The organism is Ruegeria sp. AF8 (assembly GCF_056541825.1).
In genome coordinates, this window is the sequence record NZ_JBQFYW010000007.1 from 14,793 (window position 1) to 33,170 (window position 18,378).

General features: G+C 57.9%; 17 protein-coding genes. 7 read left to right on the forward strand and 10 right to left on the reverse strand.

The features are described from left to right. Positions 1 to 42: 42 nt before the first annotated feature. Entirely contained in the window at positions 43 to 360 is a 318-nt protein-coding gene (locus tag ACR0AO_RS13070; RefSeq protein WP_480604212.1) for a hypothetical protein, read from the reverse strand. Between ACR0AO_RS13070 and ACR0AO_RS13075 the strand changes: the two genes are divergently transcribed. From ACR0AO_RS13075 to ACR0AO_RS13090, 4 genes are read left to right on the forward strand one after another with little or no spacing between them, the layout of a single operon-like run. Next, positions 347 to 1,960, forward strand: coding sequence for a L,D-transpeptidase family protein (locus tag ACR0AO_RS13075; RefSeq protein WP_480604214.1), 1,614 nt, complete (start codon positions 347 to 349; stop codon positions 1,958 to 1,960). The genes ACR0AO_RS13070 and ACR0AO_RS13075 overlap by 14 nt on opposite strands. Positions 1,961 to 1,998: 38 nt before the next feature. Continuing rightward, positions 1,999 to 3,090, forward strand: a complete 1,092-nt coding sequence (gene lpxD, locus ACR0AO_RS13080; RefSeq protein WP_480604216.1) for a UDP-3-O-(3-hydroxymyristoyl)glucosamine N-acyltransferase — start codon at positions 1,999 to 2,001, stop codon at positions 3,088 to 3,090. Positions 3,091 to 3,122: 32 nt separating this feature from the next. Continuing rightward, complete coding sequence (locus ACR0AO_RS13085; protein ID WP_480604218.1) at positions 3,123 to 3,380, forward strand: acyl carrier protein; 258 nt, start codon at positions 3,123 to 3,125, stop codon at positions 3,378 to 3,380. Positions 3,381 to 3,388: 8 nt separating this feature from the next. Beyond that, a complete protein-coding gene (locus ACR0AO_RS13090; RefSeq protein WP_480604220.1) occupies positions 3,389 to 4,597 on the forward strand; it encodes a beta-ketoacyl-[acyl-carrier-protein] synthase family protein in 1,209 nt (402 codons plus the stop codon). Between the two features lie 56 nt (positions 4,598 to 4,653). On the opposite strand, the gene ACR0AO_RS13095 is transcribed toward ACR0AO_RS13090, so the two are convergent. Then, positions 4,654 to 5,262, reverse strand: coding sequence for an invasion associated locus B family protein (locus ACR0AO_RS13095; protein ID WP_480604222.1), 609 nt, complete (start codon positions 5,260 to 5,262; stop codon positions 4,654 to 4,656). A 460-nt stretch (positions 5,263 to 5,722) separates the two neighbouring features. Here ACR0AO_RS13095 and ACR0AO_RS13100 point away from each other — a divergent pair, with 460 nt between their 5' ends. Next, positions 5,723 to 7,270 carry a helicase HerA-like domain-containing protein gene (locus ACR0AO_RS13100; protein WP_480604224.1) on the forward strand — a complete coding sequence of 516 codons (1,548 nt, stop codon included), beginning with the start codon at positions 5,723 to 5,725 and terminating at the stop codon, positions 7,268 to 7,270. Between the two features lie 418 nt (positions 7,271 to 7,688). Here the strand turns inward: ACR0AO_RS13100 and ACR0AO_RS13105 are convergent, their stop codons facing one another. From ACR0AO_RS13105 to ACR0AO_RS13135, 7 genes are all read right to left on the reverse strand, one after another. Further along, entirely contained in the window at positions 7,689 to 8,993 is a 1,305-nt protein-coding gene (locus tag ACR0AO_RS13105; protein WP_480604226.1) for a branched-chain amino acid ABC transporter permease, read from the reverse strand. After that, entirely contained in the window at positions 8,990 to 10,000 is a 1,011-nt protein-coding gene (locus ACR0AO_RS13110; RefSeq protein WP_480604228.1) for a branched-chain amino acid ABC transporter permease, read from the reverse strand. The genes ACR0AO_RS13105 and ACR0AO_RS13110 overlap by 4 nt, the downstream gene beginning before the upstream one ends. A gap of 116 nt (positions 10,001 to 10,116) precedes the next feature. Then, positions 10,117 to 10,467: a hypothetical protein gene (locus ACR0AO_RS13115; protein WP_480604229.1), complete on the reverse strand. Its 351-nt coding sequence runs from the start codon at positions 10,465 to 10,467 to the stop codon at positions 10,117 to 10,119. A gap of 270 nt (positions 10,468 to 10,737) precedes the next feature. Then, positions 10,738 to 11,067 carry a hypothetical protein gene (locus ACR0AO_RS13120; protein WP_480604230.1) on the reverse strand — a complete coding sequence of 110 codons (330 nt, stop codon included), beginning with the start codon at positions 11,065 to 11,067 and terminating at the stop codon, positions 10,738 to 10,740. Positions 11,068 to 11,398: 331 nt separating this feature from the next. Continuing rightward, positions 11,399 to 12,229: an ABC transporter ATP-binding protein gene (locus tag ACR0AO_RS13125; RefSeq protein WP_480604232.1), complete on the reverse strand. Its 831-nt coding sequence runs from the start codon at positions 12,227 to 12,229 to the stop codon at positions 11,399 to 11,401. Next, entirely contained in the window at positions 12,226 to 13,014 is a 789-nt protein-coding gene (locus ACR0AO_RS13130; RefSeq protein ID WP_480604234.1) for an ABC transporter ATP-binding protein, read from the reverse strand. The genes ACR0AO_RS13125 and ACR0AO_RS13130 overlap by 4 nt, the downstream gene beginning before the upstream one ends. A 136-nt stretch (positions 13,015 to 13,150) precedes the next feature. Further along, a complete protein-coding gene (locus tag ACR0AO_RS13135) occupies positions 13,151 to 14,335 on the reverse strand; it encodes an ABC transporter substrate-binding protein (protein ID WP_480604236.1) in 1,185 nt (394 codons plus the stop codon). 218 nt (positions 14,336 to 14,553) lie between these two features. Between ACR0AO_RS13135 and ACR0AO_RS13140 the strand changes: the two genes are divergently transcribed. Next, a complete protein-coding gene (locus ACR0AO_RS13140) occupies positions 14,554 to 15,597 on the forward strand; it encodes a PQQ-dependent sugar dehydrogenase (protein ID WP_480604238.1) in 1,044 nt (347 codons plus the stop codon). Between the two features lie 3 nt (positions 15,598 to 15,600). Here ACR0AO_RS13140 and ACR0AO_RS13145 read toward each other — a convergent pair whose 3' ends face one another. Further along, entirely contained in the window at positions 15,601 to 16,605 is a 1,005-nt protein-coding gene (locus ACR0AO_RS13145; RefSeq protein ID WP_480604240.1) for a GlxA family transcriptional regulator, read from the reverse strand. A 174-nt stretch (positions 16,606 to 16,779) separates the two neighbouring features. On the opposite strand from ACR0AO_RS13145, the gene ACR0AO_RS13150 reads away from it, so the two are divergent. Beyond that, positions 16,780 to 18,150, forward strand: a complete 1,371-nt coding sequence (locus ACR0AO_RS13150; RefSeq protein ID WP_480604242.1) for a class II 3-deoxy-7-phosphoheptulonate synthase — start codon at positions 16,780 to 16,782, stop codon at positions 18,148 to 18,150. Positions 18,151 to 18,378: the final 228 nt, after the last annotated feature.

The following is an 18,378-nucleotide window of genomic DNA, read 5'->3' on the forward strand; positions in this document are numbered from 1 at the left end:
TACTTATTCTGCCTACGCACGATGTTACGCGCGCTTTATCAGTTATTGTTCCCATCCCCAGATGGCGAATGTATGCCACAGCCGGATTCGCGAGCCAAGAATTGATTGCTTGCTGGGCTTGCAAGGGGGAATTTTCGGCGAGTTTTTGCGCAAGTGAAACATCGGGACACATTTTGGCCGCATTTTGCCTTGAGGGCGCGCGGCAGCCGGAGCGATGCAATCCGGCATCAACCCGAATACCATGACGAGAATTTTCAATTTTGTGAATGGACATTTGCCTGCTGTTTTCCCGAAACTTGTTCGGCCAGCGGCAACTGAACCAATTTCGATGACCAAGACCAGAAACATGAAACCAACCATTCGGCAACGCCCCGCTTATGTTCTAGCGACTGTATTCGCGATTTCGGGTGCGGTGTTGTTGGGGTCCGTCCCCGCACAGGCGCAATCTACCGCTTTCAAACAGGCGCTGGCCGAATCCACGGCTTCACAAAGCGGGGTTGCCAGTTTCTATCGCAAAACCGCGTATCAGCCGATCTGGACGGGAGAGGGAGCGGCCTCACAAGCCCGGCGCGCGGCACTGATACAGGCTCTGTCCTGGGCGCAAACTCACGGATTGCCGGGCGACCGGTATCGCCTGGACGAACTCATCCGCGCTATGCGCGATGCAAAATCCCCCCGCGATCTGGGGAAGGTCGAAGCAGATTTGAGCCACGCCTTTTTGAGATATGCACGCGACATTCAGACGGGGTTGCTGACGCCCTCAAAAATTGATCCAGGTATGGTGCGTTCGGTGGAGCGGCGCGCCGAGGTCGATTTTCTGAATGAGGTACTGGACGCCGAGCCCCGCGCATATTTCGCGACCCTGGCGCCGGACTCGCTTCAGTACCGTGCGCTGCTGAAATATAAGATGTATCTCGAAGACCAGCTTTGGGCCGGAGGGTGGGGGGCAACCGTACCGGTGCAAAAAGTTGAACCCGGCGATACCGGGTCGACAGTTATCGCGCTGCGCAACCGTCTGGTCGTTATGGGGTACATGAAACCCAGCGCAAGTCCCAGCTATGATGACAGGCTCAGAACGGCCGTGATGAAGTTTCAGGCCGCACACGGGCTGGAGCAAGACGGGGTGGCGGGCAAAAGCACAATTTCAGAGGTCAACAAATCAATCCAGGACCGGCTGAAATCGGTAATTGTCGCGCTCGAACGCGAACGCTGGTTGTCCCGCGATCGCGGGGAACGCCACATTCTGGTGAACCAGACTGATTTTTCGGCCAAGATTGTGGATGATGGGCGCGTCACTTTCGAAACGCGGGCGGTCATCGGCAAAAACACCCATGACCGCCGCAGCCCCGAGTTTTCGGATCAGATGGAGCACATGGTCATAAATCCAAGCTGGCATGTGCCACGCTCGATCGCGACCAAGGAATACCTGCCAAAGCTTCGCGCCAATCCCAACGCGGTCGGCCATCTTGAAATCACCGACTCGCGCGGTCGGCGCGTCAATCGTCAGGCGGTCGACTTTAGTCAGTTTTCCGCCGGCAGCTTCCCGTTTGCGATGCGGCAACCGCCCGGCAACAGCAACGCGCTGGGGCTGGTGAAGTTCATGTTCCCCAACAAGTACAACATCTATCTGCATGATACGCCGCAAAAAAGCCTGTTCTCCCGAGAAATCCGCGCGTTTTCGCACGGGTGCATCCGCCTTGCTGATCCGTTCGATTTTGCCTATGCGCTTCTGGCTCGTCAGGAAGAGGACCCCAAAGGGTTTTTCCACCGGGTTCTCAGAACCGGCCGCGAAACCACCGTTCCACTGGACAAACCGGTTCCGGTGCACCTGATTTATCGTACGGCCTATATCGGCCCCAAAGGCGAGATTCAGTACCGGCGCGACGTTTATGGTCGTGATCAGAAGGTCTGGGACGCATTGAGCAATGCAGGGCTGGTCCTGCCCGCGGTTCAGGGGTAAGCACGGGGGTACCCGTACTTTTTGCCGGAGCCCCGATCATGCAATTCACCGTCAACCAGATCGCAACGGCCCTTGGAGCCGAGGCCGAGGGGAATACCGGCCTCACGATCTTGCGTGCCGCTGAACCGGCGGATGCAGGACCAACCGATCTGGCGCTGGCAATGTCCCCGAAATACGCCGATGCCCTTGGGCAGGGCGGCGCGAGGGTGGCTATCCTGTGGCCCGGGGCCGATTGGAAATCTCTTGGGCTTGATGCGGCGATTTTTGCACCGCGTCCACGCATGGCCATGGCCGGCGTAACTGCTATGATGGACAGGGGACAGGGCGTGCAGCCGGGGATTCACCCTTCTGCCGTGGTCGATCCAACCGCGGAAATCGGCCGCGACGTGTCAATCGGCCCACTCAGCGTGATCGGAGCACGCGCGCGCATCGGGGCAGGCTCGGTTATCGGCCCGCATTGCTCGGTGGGTATGGATGCATCGTTGGGACAAAATGCGGTACTTCGGGAAATGGTCAGCATCGGCGCCCGGGCCGTGATCGGGGAGCGGTTCATTGCGCAACCGGGCGCCAGGATTGGCGGCGACGGTTTCAGCTTTGTCACACCCGAAGTTTCCGGCGTTGAGAATGTTCGCAAAACGATGGGCGATCAGGGTGACGCAAAAGCGCAGGGCTGGCTGCGTATCCACTCGCTGGGAGCGGTGGAAATCGGGGACGATGTCGAGGTCGGCGCCAACAGCACGGTCGATAATGGCACCATCCGGAATACGCGTATCGGCAACGGTTCCAAGCTGGATAATCTTGTTCATGTCGGCCACAACACACGGGTCGGGAACGATTGTCTGTTATGCGGGCAAACCGGGGTTTCCGGTTCGGTCGAAATCGGAAACAACGTTGTGTTGGGCGGACAAACCGGCGTTGTCGACAATATCTTTATCGGGGACCGGGTGATTTCCGGCGGCGGGACCAAGATTCTGTCGAACGTGCCCGCGGGCCGCGTGATCATGGGCTATCCGGGCATCAAGATGGAGTCCCACACCGAGATATACAAGGCGCAACGGAGGTTGCCCCGTATGGCCCGTGACGTTGAGACGCTTAAAAAGGCGGTTTTCAAACAGCCTGAGAGCGATTAAATCACCCGCAGAGCGACAATCAGGGGATTGATATGAGCATCAGCGACCGCGTCATCGCGATTATTGCAGAGCAGGCCGTGCTGGAGCCATCGGATGTTACGCCCGAATGCACCCTTGAAGATCTGGGCATCGACAGCCTCGGCCTAGTGGAAAGCATCTTTGCCATCGAGGAAGAATTCGACATCTCGATTCCGTTCAATGCCAACGAACCGACCGCCGGCGATTTTGACATTTCCAACGTCGCGGCGATCATTTCAGGCATCGAGACACTGGTGGCGGAAAAGGTCTGACGACGGATATGAAGCGCGTCGTCATTACCGGGGCAGGCACCATCAACTCATTGGGGCATTCGGTCCCTGAAACATTCGAAGCCATGCGCGAAGGGCGCTGTGGCATAGGCGAGTTGAACTTTCGAGACGTCGACCGCCTGGCGATCAAGATTGGCGGACAGGTGCGCGGGTTCGAAACCGAGGACCGGTTCAACCGTCAGCAGATGACGCTTTATGACCGTTTCACACAATTCACACTCACTGCCGCGAAAGAGGCCATAGACCAATCGGGCATCAAATTTCACGGCGACATGGCCGCGCGCTCAGGTGTTGTTCTGGGAACGGCCGGCGGTGGCGTCTCGACCTGGGACGACAACTACCGTTCGGTCTATGAAGACGGCAAAAACCGCGTGCATCCGTTCGTGGTGCCAAAACTCATGAACAACGCAGCGGCCAGCCACGTGTCCATGGAGTACAACATCAAGGGTCCAAGTTTTACGGTCTCGACCGCTTGCGCTTCGTCCAATCACGCGATGGCACTGGCGTTTCAGATGGTGCGCAGTGGCGCGGCTCCGGCGATGGTGACGGGTGGCTCCGAGTCGATGCTGTGCTTTGGCGGCGTCAAGGCCTGGGAAGGCCTGCGCGTCATGTCCAAGGACGCGTGCCGCCCGTTCAGCGCCAACCGGAACGGAATGGTGCAGGGCGAAGGCGCCGGTATTTTCATTTTCGAAGACTATGATCATGCGCATGCGCGTGGCGCCGAGATACTGGCTGAAGTTATCGGGTTTGCCATGTCTTCGGACGCCGCTGACATTGTAATGCCGAGCAAACAGGGGGCGGCGCGGGCCATGGCCGGCGCACTGGCGGACGCACGGATCAACGCCAGCGAGGTTGGTTATATCAACGCGCATGGCACCGGAACCGCCGCCAATGACAAAACCGAATGCGCCGCAGTTGCCGACGTGTTCGGCCGTCAGGCGGACGACCTGATGATCTCGTCGACCAAGTCGATGCACGGTCACCTGATCGGCGGCACCGGTGCGGTCGAGTTGCTGGCCTGCATCATGGCGCTGCGCGACGGAATCATAGCGCCAACGATCGGTTATGAAGAACCGGACCCGGAATGCGCGCTGGATGTGGTTCCGAATGAAGCACGCGAGGCAAAAGTCGACGTGGCGCTGTCCAATGCGTTTGCCTTTGGCGGGCTGAACGCGGTTCTTGCTCTTCGTAAGATCTGATACGATTAAGCCATCAAGCTGATGCTTGATGGCTTATTCCGGAAACACTATTCAATTCAGTTCGAGACAACGTCCACGGCATCAAAGCCCGCGGTGAATCCATTGAGCGACAGGTCCAGCGAAATGACCTGATCCGGCGCCGGGGCAGGGACCAGGGAAATCGTGGCCGTAGAGCCTTTCTTCATCGCGTCGACATCCGCCTGTGTCAGTCCGATCTGCGCAATGCATCCGACCGGGCTGCAGAAGGAATAATTGTACCGTTTGCCCGGCGCGCCATCGATCGAGATAGTCAATTGCGCTGTCAACAGGGTTTCCAGGGGAACGATCACAGTGGCCCCGGCTGCAGCGATCTGGCCTTCGGGAAGGCGGAACAGGGACATTTCCGCCATCGGGCTTCCTTGCGGCCCATTCAGGATTTGCAGGAGCGAGCATGGATCTTTGTCGCCATTGGTCTTGATGCAGGCCATGTTCCAATCTCCGAACTTGTCGGTGGCATACCGATCACCCACCTTCGGTTCGGCATTGACCGGCTGCCCAAGGTCCAGAGACTCGTTGGTGGACTGCCCGCTTTCGCTTCCCGAATCCGAAGTGGTTTCTTGTGCTGTGACGGTGCTTGCCCACAACGCAACCGCAACTGCGGCCAATGGCGTTAGGTTCTTGATCATGAATGCCTCATTCAATTTGGGTCCGCTTTTTGTCTTCCCTAACACGCTGCGGGGCTGGTGTCAGTGCCTATCGGGTATTGTGGAAGCATGTTAGTCGGAAAATCGCCGGCGCCAATGTCAGGCACACAAGACAATCAGAAAAGGGAGCCGAAATTCAGGCTCCCTTTTCGAATTTTGTCTCCCCGTCGGACTGGCCGACTTAGTTATGTCGCAGAAGTTACGAGAGCAGCGGCCACGGGTCAACAGCTAACCCAACATTTTTTTGCCCGGGGGTAAATACGTGAAATCAGAGAAAACTTTTCATGTTCAAGAAAAAAGCCGCACCCGAAGGCGCGGCCAGTCGACAGGGAGGAAAAACGCCGCCAGAGCCGTGCAGGTCCAACGGCAAAAAGACTATCGCAGGCAAAGGTTAACTTTGTATGCTGGGCGAGTATCGGCAAAGCATTGAGGCATAACTCACATGAACGAAACAATTTTTCTGGGCGGGGCAGGGGACGGATACGGAACGCCACAAGGGTTGTCGCTGAAATACGCAAATCGACATGGCCTGATCGCGGGGGCAACGGGCACCGGAAAAACCGTGACGCTTCAAATCCTTGCCGAAGGCTTTTCGGCGGCGGGCGTTCCGGTATTCCTTGCCGATGTCAAAGGGGATCTTTCGGGATTGGCGAAAGCCGGTTCCGAAGACCACAAATTGCATCAGGCCTTCACCGAACGGGCAGAACGCATTGGGTATTCAGATTTTGCCTATTCGGCCTGCCCGGTCACATTCTGGGATTTGTTTGGCGAACAGGGGCATCCCGTCAGGACCACTGTGACCGAAATGGGGCCGTTGCTGCTGTCCAGATTGCTGGAATTGTCCGAGGCGCAGGAGGGCATCCTCAACATCGCATTCCGTTTGGCCGACGAAGAAGGCATGCCACTGCTCGATTTGAAAGACCTGCAGGCCCTGCTGGTGTGGATCGGAGAGAATCGGGCAGAGCTTTCCCTCAGATACGGCAATATCTCACCCGCGTCTGTCGGGGCCATTCAGCGTCGGCTTCTGGTTCTCGACAATCAGGGCGGCACCCGCTTGTTTGGTGAGCCGTCGTTGGAATTGTCCGATCTGATGCGGACGGATGCCAAGGGCAGGGGGACAGTGAATATCCTGGCCTCGGACAAGCTGATGGCGGCGCCTCGGCTCTATGCGACGTTTCTGTTGTGGCTGCTGAGCGAGTTGTTCGAGGAACTGCCCGAGGTTGGCGATCCGGACAAACCTAAATTGGTTTTCTTTTTTGATGAAGCTCATCTGTTGTTCGACGACGCACCAAAAGTGCTGGTCGACAAGGTCGAACAGGTGGCACGTCTGATCCGGTCCAAGGGCGTCGGCGTCTATTTCATCAGCCAGAATCCGGCGGACATCCCCGAGGACATTCTGGGTCAGCTTGGCAATCGTATTCAGCACGCCTTGCGCGCGTTCACTGCGAAAGACCGAAGAAACCTGCGTCTGGCCGCCGAGACTTATCGCGAAAACCCTGCCTTTGACACGGAAGAAGCCATTCGCGAAGTTGGTGTCGGTGAGGCCGTTACCTCGATGCTGCAGAAAAAGGGTGTGCCGGGAATGGTCGAGCGGACATTGATCCGCCCCCCAGGATCGCAGCTGGGGCCTATTGATGCAAAGCAGCGCGCCGAAATTCTGGCGGCTTCGGATATGGCCGGGAAATATGACTCTTTAATCGACCGGAACTCAGCCTATGAGATACTGGCCGGACGATCGGAAACCGCCGCCCGTGAAGCGGAAAAAGCCGAAGAGCAAGGCGAGGAGCAAAGTGCGGCCGAACGGGAGTTTTCCGCGGCACGGCGCTATTCCGGGACACGGGTCAGCCGGTCTTCGGCTCGACGCCGTGCACCGCAAAAGAAAGATACCTTCACCTCGGCCCTGACCGAGGCCGTGATCAAGGAAATGAAAGGCACCACCGGTCGTCGCATTGTGCGCGGAATTCTTGGAAGCCTGTTTAAAGGGCGATAGCCTTTGAAATGAGTGGCGCTGTGATTTTAGGTCATTGCCGCCACGGGATCTCGACTTTTTAACCTTTTGCCCTGCGGCTTCCTTCGGCAATGCAGTAGTTGTCGGCTTCCTTGATGGACATCCCGACAGGAGCATCAATTGCCCGGTCCCAAAGAACCTGCTTTGGTTTGTATAGCTGACATGTCACCACACCCTTTGGCGTGTCCACGGTGACCGGCTCGGTTTCATATGCCCGAGGATCGATCGAGCAGGCGATCAAGACCGGAAGGAGCGCGACACACGCAAGCAATGATCGGGTCAGAGGCATGGATGTCCTTGTCGTTTCGTTTTCCGATACTTGCAGCATGACTTCCCACGGGCCTTATTCTGACACATTTCGAATGGCCCGTGAGAAATTTCGTGAGCAGGCATCTGAATCTCAGTGTTCCGGGATCAATCCCCTGGGACTGAACCTGAGAACCAGCAACAGGATGACGCCCATTGTCAGCAGGCGCATATGAGCGGCGCTGTCGATCAAATGCTCTTTCAGGCCGCTGCCCTCGGGCAGTCCCGACGTGATCACCTGCATCAGCCAAAGACCGATCGGTTCGACCTGCACCCACAGAAACCAGATCAGCATGGCGCCAAGAACTGCGCCAAAGTTGTTTCCTGACCCGCCAACGATCACCATCACCCAGATCAGAAAGGTAAAGCGCAACGGTTGATAGGTTCCGGGTGTCAGCTGACCGTCAAGGGTCGTCATCATTGCTCCGGCAATACCGCAGATGGCAGAACCGAGAACGAAGATCTGCAGATGGCGGCGGGTGACATCCTTGCCCATCGCCTCGGCTGCGACCTCATTGTCGCGGATCGCGCGCATCATCCGGCCCCAGGGACTTTTCAATGCTTTCTGCGCCATCCACAGCAGGATCAGCAGCACGATAAGGAACAGGACGGAATAGCCGAATTTGACGTAAAGCGTTGACGCCGTCACCGGATCAAGCCCAAGACCGGCGGCCCGTTCGACAAATCCCGGATCGTTTTGCAGATCGATCTCGTAAGGAACGGGGCGGGGCAGGCCGATCACGTTCTTCACGCCACGGGCCAGCCAGTCTTCGTTCTTGAGGATGGCGATGATGATTTCCGCAATGCCGAGCGTTGCGATGGCCAGATAGTCCGACCGCAGACCCAGCGCGGTCTTGCCGATGAGCCATGCGGCCCCAGCCGCCAGCAATCCGCCCGCCGGCCACGCAAGCAAGACCGGCAGGCCGAGGCCACCGACATTGCCCGCAGCAGCCGGGTTGATCGCTTCGACCGCAGTGACGTTGGGGTCGAATACCGATCGATAGATGACAAACCCGATCACCAGTATGGCGATCAGGGTCAGGGCCCGTGTCTTGCCCCTGGGCATCTTCCGGGTGATCAAGACACCCGCCACGACAGTAAGCGCGCCAAGCAGCAGCGCCAGAACTATGCCGAATCCGCCTGCGCTCCACGCGCCTGGTGTTGGGGCGGTCGAGATCAGAACAACGGCAAGACCGCCAAGGGCGACAAACCCCATGACACCGACGTTAAACAGACCTGCAAAGCCCCATTGCAGGTTAACGCCTATCGCCATGATGGCCGAGATCAGACCCATGTTCAGGATCAACACCGCCGAATTCCAGCTTTGCAGAAAGCCGGTCAGCAGGATCAGCCCTCCGACCAAAGCGAACAGCAGATAGTTTTTTACAGGTTCGCTCATACCGCTTTCCCCTTGAAAAGCCCGGTTGGTTTGAACAACAGCACAATCAACAGGATCACAAAGCTGACCGCGAACTTGTAGTCAGTCGACAAGAGCTGCACGAGACCCGAAGGTTCAAGCCCTTCCGGCGCGAGATATGTCAGAACTTTCTTCCACGCATAGGTGATGGTCACTTCGGAAAAGGCGATGATAAAGCCCCCTGCGATGGCACCCAGCGGGTTACCCAACCCGCCGACAATTGCCGACGCGAAGATCGGCAGAAGCAGTTGGAAATACACGAAGGGCTTAAAGGTCTTGTCGAGACCGTAGAGAACACCGGCGGTCGTGGCCAGCGCGGCCACGATCAGCCATGTATACATGACAACACGCTCGGGGTTGATCCCCGACAACAATGCCAGATCCTCGTTGTCGGAATAGGCGCGCATGGATTTTCCGGTGCGTGTCTTGTTCAGGAACCAGAACAGCAGGGCCACCGCGATAACGGCGACCACCACCGTGATGCCTTGCGTTGTCTTGATGGCCAGACCCTCTTGGAGGCCTGTCATCTGCTTGAATTCCCGCGCCGAGATCAGAAACCTTTCGCCGTCCAGAAATTTCTGGTCATTCGGACCGATAATGAACCGGACCAGCCCGTTCATGATGAACATGACCCCCATCGACACGATCACCAGGATCACCGGCTTGGCCTTTTGTTCGCGATAGAACTGATAGACCAGCTTGTCCGTGACCAACAACAGGACCATGCAGCCAAGAATGGCGACTGGCAGCGCCAGCAACGCGGTCGGAAGCGGCCCAAGGCCAACGCCGATGCTTTGCAGCCACCACGTGACAAGAACGGCAATCATCGAGCCGAACGCCATCGTGTCGCCGTGGGCGAAATTTGAAAACCGCAGGATGCCGTAGATCAATGTGACCCCCAGCGCTCCGAGTGCCAACTGACTGCCGTAGGCAACAGCGGGCACGATGACGAAGTTTGAAAGCGCAACGAGCGCGTTGAGTAGATCCATGTGTCCTTCTCACTGTCCGGGTGCGGCTTTATGGCACGCTGATCGGGGGGCGTACAACATCTTGCCCCCTCTTTTTCAACGGAATTCTCATACCCTCGGACTGGAACGGCACAGGACTAGCCGAAAGGATCTTCGCAGTGGCCCCGATCCTGCCTTGCATGGGGGCCATTTACGGTCAGATCGAAGGTCAGACTCTGAAAATTCACCACAAATGTCATCACGTCCTTGCCCATTATGTGCAGGAAAGTCAGAGAGTTGAGGCCCGAGTGAATTGTCGCCTCTCCCTGAATCTCGTCGGCAATGATGTAACCCAGATTCGAAGCGCCCGATCGTGCAAGCGTCACCGCCCCACCGGTCCGGTCGGAAACGCAATTGACGACGAAATCCTCTCCTCCAAGGGAATCACCGGCAGAAAGCCCGACGGTCGGAACGATCGCGGAGAGGATAAGCGCAAAAACTGTCTTCATAGGTCACCATAGTGTCGTTGGCTGCCGATGAGGTTCTGTTGCCATGTCACCTGATCGGCTGCGCCGGATTTCGTTCATTGCCTACGACCCGGACCTGCGAGTGGTCAGGTTCGGATCGTACACCGCCGAGCTAAGCGCCGAATGTGACTAAAATCGTCCCGCACGTTTAAATGCACGAGAGTTTTACCAGTTTTGAACGCGCCTGACGCGGCCGTTCAAGGACCAACGCCGTGACCGAAGGTTTGCTAGCACCGGTTGTGGCGCGAAGGTCTAGACCGGCATTTCCGTGCATTTGCCGTAGTCGTCGCCGGCTTTGGGGCCGCGGATCGACAAATCATAGGTCATGTCCGAGAAATTCACGAAGAAGGTCATGACGTTGTCACCAGCGAAATGCATGAAGGCCAGCGACCCCATCCCCCTGAAAACGGTTGCAGAGCCTGAGATGTCCTTCATGCTGACCGTTCCTGTGTTTTCATCACTGTTCTTGCGAAGCCGAATTTCGGTTCCGTCCAGATCGGATGTACAATGGAAATCCCGTTCTTCCGCGGCAACCGAAGTTGCGAACGTGATGGCAAGGGCACAGAGAGCGAAATTCTTCATTTTGGTTTGTCCAGCGTTGGTCCGAGTGCGACCGCCCGGTAAAGCAGCCTGCATCGTGGATGAAAGGCAACCGGGCCGGGTCGATCACGTCCGGTATCGCAGGCAGCTTGCTTGCGATAGGTTCAGGCGATAGGCGCAGATTGTGACGACATTACATCCCGGTCGCGGCCAAATCCGGATCACCGGGTAGTTCGGACAGTTTCAGCCGGTTTGGATGTTTCCCGAAAGTCAGCGACAGGGAACATGCTGATATACACGGCAACAATCAAAGAGGGATATTTGTCACGATACCGGCGCGATTGACGGCGCGTTCATGACTCCCTTGCCGGAGTCACCCGCCCAGGAACGATTTCCTTACCTCCGGATCAGCCAAAAGCTCCTTGCCGGTACCCGTATACGCATTGCGCCCTTGCACCAGAACATAGCCCTTGTCGGCAATTTCCAACGCCTGCCTCGCGTTTTGCTCGACCATGAGGATCGGCAATCCGGTTCGGCTGACTTCGATGATCCGGTCGAACAATTCGTCCATGACGATGGGCGACACACCGGCGGTCGGTTCGTCCAGCATCAGCACCTTGGGCTTGGTCATCAGCGCGCGCCCGACGGCCACCTGCTGGCGCTGTCCGCCTGACAATTCGCCGGCGGCCTGATGGCGTTTTTCCCTGAGGATCGGAAACAGGTCATACACCTGCTCCATCGTGCCCGAGAAATCGTCGGTACGAATGAACGCGCCCATCTCCAGATTCTCTTCGACCGTCATCGACGTGAAGATATTGGAGGTCTGCGGAACAAAGCCCATGCCTTTGACCACCCGGTCCTGCGGTGTGAGATTGGTGATGTCTTCACCATCCAGCCGCACGGCGCCCGAACGGACGTCGAGCATACCAAAGACAGCTTTCATCGCGGTCGATTTTCCGGCCCCATTCGGTCCGACGATTACCGCGATTTCACCTTTGTCCACGGCAATGGTGCATTCATGCAGAATATCCGGCCCCTTGCCATAGCCACCGGTCATGGTGTCGCCGATCAGGAACGGTCCGCCGTCAGCTTTGCTGGTTGGTCCGCTGTGACGATGTGCCGGACTCATGGTGCCTGCGCCCCGGGGGTTGGTGATAGTGGCGTCCTTGTTGCCACGATCATCGCGATAAGGGTTGTCGCTCACGCCTCGGCCTCCAGCTTGTCCTTGTTCTTCAGACCAGTGCCGAGATAGGCCTCGATCACCTGGTCGTTGGCCTTTATCTCGTCCAGCGTACCTTCGGCCAGAACTTTCCCCTCGGCCATGCAGATGACCGGGTCACACAGACGTCCGATGAAATCCATGTCGTGTTCGATCACGACGAACGTATATCCACGTTCCTTGTTCAGGCGAACGATCGCGTCGCCAATGGTGTTGAGAAGCGTGCGGTTCACGCCCGCGCCGACCTCGTCCAGAAACACGATTTTGGCGTCGACCATCATGGTCCGGCCAAGTTCCAGCAGCTTTTTCTGCCCGCCCGACACCTGACCCGCCTTGTGTTCCGCCAGATGTTCGATGGTCAGAAACTCCAGCACCTCGTCTGCCTTGGCCCGCAGCGCCCGTTCCTCATCCGCGATCCGCTTGCGCCCGAACCATGTGTTCCATAGGGATTCGCCGGACTGTCCGCCGGGGACCATCATCAAATTCTCACGGCAGCTCATCGACGAGAATTCATGCGCGATCTGGAAAGTCCGCAGCAGCCCTTTGTGAAACAACTCGTGCGGGGGCAAACCGGTGATGTCTTCGCCATCCATCGAAACCTTGCCGCTGGTTGGTGGCAGCACGCCCGCGATGACGTTGAAAAGAGTGGTCTTTCCCGCTCCGTTCGGACCGATAAGACCGGTGATGGAGCCTTTGTCGATTGCCAGCGATGCGCCGTCCACCGCGTGGAAACCGCCGAAATGCTTATGGACGTCTTCAACGACGATCATGTTATCCCCTAGCCGCGACTTTTCTGCGCGGTCCTGTTGTTTGTTACCCCATTCCCTTCGAGGTGCGGCCTTTTGTCATTGAAACAGCCCGGACACAAGGCCCGGGCTGTTTTGAGTTTCGATCAAAGTGACATGATCAGCGGTATTTTACAGTTGTGATCTTACCGTCCTTGATTTCGTACTGACGGTAGTTGCCGGCACTTTCGCCGGGCCCAATCAGTTCGACCGCGGTGGCGCCGACATAGTCCACATCGCCGCCATCCTTGAGAATCTGCAGCGCCTTGGCCAGTTCGCCGGGATAGATTTTTTCGCCCGGTGCGTTGGCGACATCCATCACCTTGGCGGCATAATCTGCCGGTGCCTTGGAGTTCGCCGCCTGCATGGCCAGCATGATCAGCGCCGCCGCATCATAGGATTCGCCGACAAAGGACGAGGTGCCGTCAAAACCGTTTTCTTCGCCCATCGCCTGGATGGAGGCGGCACCCGGGCTGTCGGTGCCGGGCAGTTGTCCGGTTGAGCCGTCAATTTCCGAGCCGAAATCGGATTCCAGCTTGGCACCATACATGCCGTCGGGGAAATGGAATGTGTCGAATGCACCCGAATCCAGCGCCGCGCGCATGATGCCCGAACCGCCCTGATCGACATATCCCGCGATCACCAGCTTTTCACCGCCCGCGGCGGCCAGTGCACCTACTTCGGCGGCATAGTCGGCCTTGCCATCCTCATGCGCCGCCGTGATGGTCACAGTGCCGCCAGCGGCCTCGAACGCCTGCTGAAAGCTGTCGGCGATGCCCTTGCCATAGTCGTTGTTGGTGTAGGTCAGCGCGACCTCCTTTACGCCCTGTTCCATCAGAACGTCGGTCATCACCTGACCCTGACGGGCATCCGACGGCGCGGTGCGGAAGAACAGGCCGTTGTCTTCGGCGGTCGACAGCGCGGGCGAGGTGGCCGAGGGCGAGATCATCACCATGCCATTCGGCAGCGCCACGTTAGACAGGATCGCGCCGGTCACGCCCGAGCAGTCGCCGCCGACGATGCCGTCAACACCGTCCGAGGTGATCAGGCGCTCGGCAGCGGATGTGGCCGCACCGGAATCGATGCAGGTCGAGTCGGCCCGGACCGCGCTGACGGTGGCGCTGTCCAGCAACAGGCCGCTGTCGGTGACTTCTTTCATGGCCAATTCAGCTGCGGCCGCCATCGGCGGGGTCAGCGATTCAATCGGACCGGTGAAGCCAAAGATGATGCCAAGTTTGACGTCTTCCGCAGAGGCTGCGCCAGCCATCAGAGCAATGGCCGCAGAGGCCGTGAGCAGTTTTTTCATGAGGTTACTCCCTTATTGGAACATATCGTTCTGTCACGAACCCTAGGCAAGCTGTCGCTAAAAGAAAAGTCCTAACGAAAATGTGCCTTTGCGGGGCGTAAACTATTTGTTTTTATGAGCTTTGATGGGAGTTTATGCCCAGTTTCACAGTATCGGAGGTCGATACGATGCGGCATTCATTTTTGATTCTCCTTCTCTTTTGGTCACTGCCGGCCGCGATGGCCGAGTCGCTGGACACGAGTGCCGGAACGGTGCGGCTAACGCGGATGATCTCGGGGCTGGACACGCCCTGGGCGATCGGGATTCTGCCGGATGGCGGGGTTCTGGTGACCGAGCGGGATGGAGAAATGCTTTTTGTCTCGGGCGGTGAAGCGGTGCGTGTCAAAGGCGTGCCCAAGGTTTTTGCCTCGGGGCAGGGCGGGTTGCTGGATGTCACGATCCCCCGTGATTTTGCGCAAACGCGCGACATCTTCCTGACTTACTCGAAACCTCAAAAGGGTGGCGCGGGTACCGCTCTGGCCATTGGGCGCCTTAGCGAAGATGGCCGGTCACTGACCGATCTCCGGACGATTTTCGAAGCGACCAGCGGAAGCCGCGGTGGGCGGCATTTTGGCAGCCGCGTCATCGAGGCAAGGGACGGCACATTGTTCGTCACGGTGGGCGAGCGCGGTGATCGTCCTTCGGCGCAGGATCGGTCGAATCATAACGGATCGATCGTCCGGATACGTCGGGACGGCACGGTGCCGGATGACAACCCTTTCATCGGCGATCCCGACATTCGCCCGGAAATCTGGTCTTATGGCCACCGCAACCCGCAGGGGGCCGGGCTGGATTTGCAGGGGCAGTTGTGGACGTCGGAGCACGGTGCCAAGGGCGGGGATGAAGTCAACCGGATCAAAAGAGGCGCAAACTATGGCTGGCCGGTGATTTCCTATGGCACCCATTATTCGGGCGCAAAAATCGGCGAAGGCACCGCCAAAACCGGGTTGGAACAGCCTGAGTTCTATTGGGATCCGTCCATCGCCCCTTCGGGTCTAATGGTTTATTCCGGCAAGCTCTGGCCGCGGTGGAAAGGCGATATTTTCGTCGGCTCGCTGAAATTCGACTATATCTCACGGCTTGCAGGAACACCCTTGCGAGAGGTCGAGCAGATCAAAGGTCCCGAAACCGAAAGGGTGCGCGACATCATTGAGGCGGCGGACGGTTCGATCTGGTTTATTTCCGTGGGGCAGGGGGCGGTTTACAGGATCACGCCCGGGTGATTCTCAGATCGACAAGCGCGACGCCTGCGTTCCGCGTTCGCGGTAGGGTGTGGTGTTGTAATGCGCGCGGTAACATTTGGAGAAATGCGACGGGCTGGCAAATCCGCAGGCCAGCGCCACATTTATCACGCTCATATCCGTCTGCATTAGCAGGTTACGCGCCTTTTGCAGGCGTAGTTCCATGTAATATCTCTTGGGCGAGCGGTTCAGGTATCGGCGGAACAGCCGTTCCAATTGCCGCGTGGACATGCCGACATCTTTGGCCAGAATCGAGGGCGAGATCGGCTCCTCGATGTTCTTTTCCATCATCTGGATGACCTGGCTCAGTTTCGGGTGACGCACGCCGATCCGGGTGGGTGTGGACAGGCGCTGCGTATCCTGATCGGTGCGGATCGAGGAATAGATCATCTGATCGGCCACGGCATTGGCCAATTCTTCTCCGTAATCGTCCGCGATCAATTTCAGCAGAAGATCTATTGACGAAGTGCCACCGGCGGTCGTCATCCGGTTGCCGTCGATCAGAAACACGGATTTTGTCAGCTCGACATTTTCGAACTCTTCAACAAAGCTGTCGGCGTTTTCCCAGTGGATGGTGGCGCGTTTTCCCTCCAGAAGCCCCGCTTTTGCCAGCACATGAGCGCCCGTGCACAGGCCCCCGATACGAATGCCCTTGCGGGCTTCGCGCCGCAGCCAGTTCAGCATCTTCTTGGTGGCCGTGTTTTGGATATCCACACCGCCGCAGACCAGCACGATATCCTCGCGCGACAGATCACCCAGATCACCATCCAGATTGAACGATGTGCCGGCCGAGCAGGACGCGGTTTCGCCGCCTTCGCCCACCAATTGCCAGGTGTAAAGCTCTTTGTCGGCCATGCGGTTGGCGATCCGAAGGCTGTCCAGCGCCGAGGCGAAGGATAACATCGAAAATTTATCCAGCAGAACAAAGATATACCGGCGCGGTTTGGACTGCGGGTTTTCGACTTCGACAACTTGGCGTTGTTCTTGCATTGCGGCCTGTCCTTGTTTCCAGCGTTTCGCACATATTGGCGGGGCTGAGGCGAATATGGCAGTCAACATGCTCAGAGCTTGTTTGCGTCGTCAAGAGGCGCAAAAGAGATATGGTCACTTGTTTCCGTATTTTGTATAGAGACGACCTGAAATACCTCAGCGGAGATCCAAGCTATGACCGAGTGGCAAAAAACGAACTGGCGCGGCAAGCCGCGGGTTCAGATGCCCGACTATACCGACGCGGCCGCGCTGGCCAAAGTCGAGGCTCAGCTTTCGCAGTATCCCCCGCTGGTCTTTGCCGGTGAGGCGCGGCGCCTCAAGCAACATCTGGGTGCCGCCGGACGCGGCGAGGCCTTTCTGTTGCAGGGCGGGGATTGCGCTGAAAGCTTTGAACAGTTCAGCGCCGACGCGATCCGCGACACCTTCAAGGTAATGTTGCAGATGGCGATGGTGCTGACCTATGGCGCCAAGGTGCCGGTCGTGAAAGTCGGCCGGATGGCGGGTCAGTTCGCCAAACCGCGCAGTGCGCCGACCGAGGTGGTTGAAGGTGTCGAATTGCCCAGCTATCGCGGCGATATCATCAACGAGCTGGCCTTCACGCCCGAGGCGCGCATCCCCAATCCGTCCAAGATGCTTCAGGCCTATACCCAGGCCGCGGCGACGCTGAACCTGCTTCGCGCGTTTTCCACGGGCGGTTTCGCGGATATGAGTCGCGTGCATTCCTGGACTTTAGGCTTCACCGACGATCAGGACGTTCAGAAATACTCTGAGATCGCCGACCGCATTCAGGACTCGATCGATTTCATGGGGGCCGCCGGAATCACCGCCGACACCACTCATGAATTCTCGACTGTGGAATTCTATACCAGCCACGAGAGCCTGCTGCTGGAATACGAAGAGGCGCTGACGCGGCTCGATTCCACGTCCGGCAACTGGCTGGCCGGTTCGGGACACATGATCTGGATTGGCGACCGGACCCGTCAGCCCGATGGCGCACATGTCGAGTTCTGCCGCGGCGTTCTGAACCCGATCGGTATGAAATGCGGTCCAACCACGACTGCCGAAGACCTCAAAGAACTGATGGCCAAACTGAACCCCGAAAACGAAGAGGGTCGACTGACTCTGATCGCGCGGTTCGGAGCGGGCAAGGCGGGCGAGCATCTGCCGCGTCTGATCAAGGCGGTCAAGGAAGAGGGCGCCAAGGTCACCTGGGTTTGCGACCCGATGCACGGTAACACGATTAAGTCGGCGACGGGGTACAAGACGCGTCCGTTCGACTCGGTCCTGCGAGAAGTGCGGGATTTCTTTGGTGTGCATCAAGCCGAGGGTACCATCCCCGGCGGCGTGCATTTCGAGATGACCGGTCTGGATGTCACCGAATGCACCGGCGGCGTGCGCGCTGTAACCGAAGAGGACCTGTCCGACCGGTATCACACCGCCTGCGACCCGCGTCTGAATGCCAGCCAATCCCTGGAACTGGCGTTCCTGGTGGCGGAAGAACTGACGAACCTGCGCCGCAACCGCAACAAGCGCGCGGCCGGCTGAACGCCGTTTGAGAAAATTGAAACGGCGGGTGAGGAACCCGCCGTTTTTTTCGGAATATGGGATCAGATCACATTTTCTGATGCGAATTCCTTCAATCGCTTCAAAACGGGCTGAATGACCCTCGTCGCTCAGACAAGGCGGGGCGCGCCGATACCTAAACAGAATTCCGGCCTGACCTTTCGGTAAGCGCAATTCCCTCGGACCCGCCCCGGGAAATGACGCTGCGAT

Excerpts from the sequence above, each read along its gene's own strand:
- ACR0AO_RS13075 (WP_480604214.1), top strand. The coding sequence starts at position 347 with ATGAAACCAACCATTCGGCAACGCCCCGCTTATGTTCTAGCGACTGTA.
- ACR0AO_RS13070 (WP_480604212.1), bottom strand. The coding sequence starts at position 360 with ATGGTTGGTTTCATGTTTCTGGTCTTGGTCATCGAAATTGGTTCAGTT.
- lpxD (WP_480604216.1), top strand. The coding sequence starts at position 1,999 with ATGCAATTCACCGTCAACCAGATCGCAACGGCCCTTGGAGCCGAGGCC.
- ACR0AO_RS13085 (WP_480604218.1), top strand. The coding sequence starts at position 3,123 with ATGAGCATCAGCGACCGCGTCATCGCGATTATTGCAGAGCAGGCCGTG.
- ACR0AO_RS13090 (WP_480604220.1), top strand. The coding sequence starts at position 3,389 with ATGAAGCGCGTCGTCATTACCGGGGCAGGCACCATCAACTCATTGGGG.
- ACR0AO_RS13095 (WP_480604222.1), bottom strand. The coding sequence starts at position 5,262 with ATGATCAAGAACCTAACGCCATTGGCCGCAGTTGCGGTTGCGTTGTGG.
- ACR0AO_RS13100 (WP_480604224.1), top strand. The coding sequence starts at position 5,723 with ATGAACGAAACAATTTTTCTGGGCGGGGCAGGGGACGGATACGGAACG.
- ACR0AO_RS13105 (WP_480604226.1), bottom strand. The coding sequence starts at position 8,993 with ATGAGCGAACCTGTAAAAAACTATCTGCTGTTCGCTTTGGTCGGAGGG.
- ACR0AO_RS13110 (WP_480604228.1), bottom strand. The coding sequence starts at position 10,000 with ATGGATCTACTCAACGCGCTCGTTGCGCTTTCAAACTTCGTCATCGTG.
- ACR0AO_RS13115 (WP_480604229.1), bottom strand. The coding sequence starts at position 10,467 with ATGAAGACAGTTTTTGCGCTTATCCTCTCCGCGATCGTTCCGACCGTC.
- ACR0AO_RS13120 (WP_480604230.1), bottom strand. The coding sequence starts at position 11,067 with ATGAAGAATTTCGCTCTCTGTGCCCTTGCCATCACGTTCGCAACTTCG.
- ACR0AO_RS13130 (WP_480604234.1), bottom strand. The coding sequence starts at position 13,014 with ATGATCGTCGTTGAAGACGTCCATAAGCATTTCGGCGGTTTCCACGCG.
- ACR0AO_RS13135 (WP_480604236.1), bottom strand. The coding sequence starts at position 14,335 with ATGAAAAAACTGCTCACGGCCTCTGCGGCCATTGCTCTGATGGCTGGC.
- ACR0AO_RS13140 (WP_480604238.1), top strand. The coding sequence starts at position 14,554 with ATGGCCGAGTCGCTGGACACGAGTGCCGGAACGGTGCGGCTAACGCGG.
- ACR0AO_RS13145 (WP_480604240.1), bottom strand. The coding sequence starts at position 16,605 with ATGCAAGAACAACGCCAAGTTGTCGAAGTCGAAAACCCGCAGTCCAAA.
- ACR0AO_RS13150 (WP_480604242.1), top strand. The coding sequence starts at position 16,780 with ATGACCGAGTGGCAAAAAACGAACTGGCGCGGCAAGCCGCGGGTTCAG.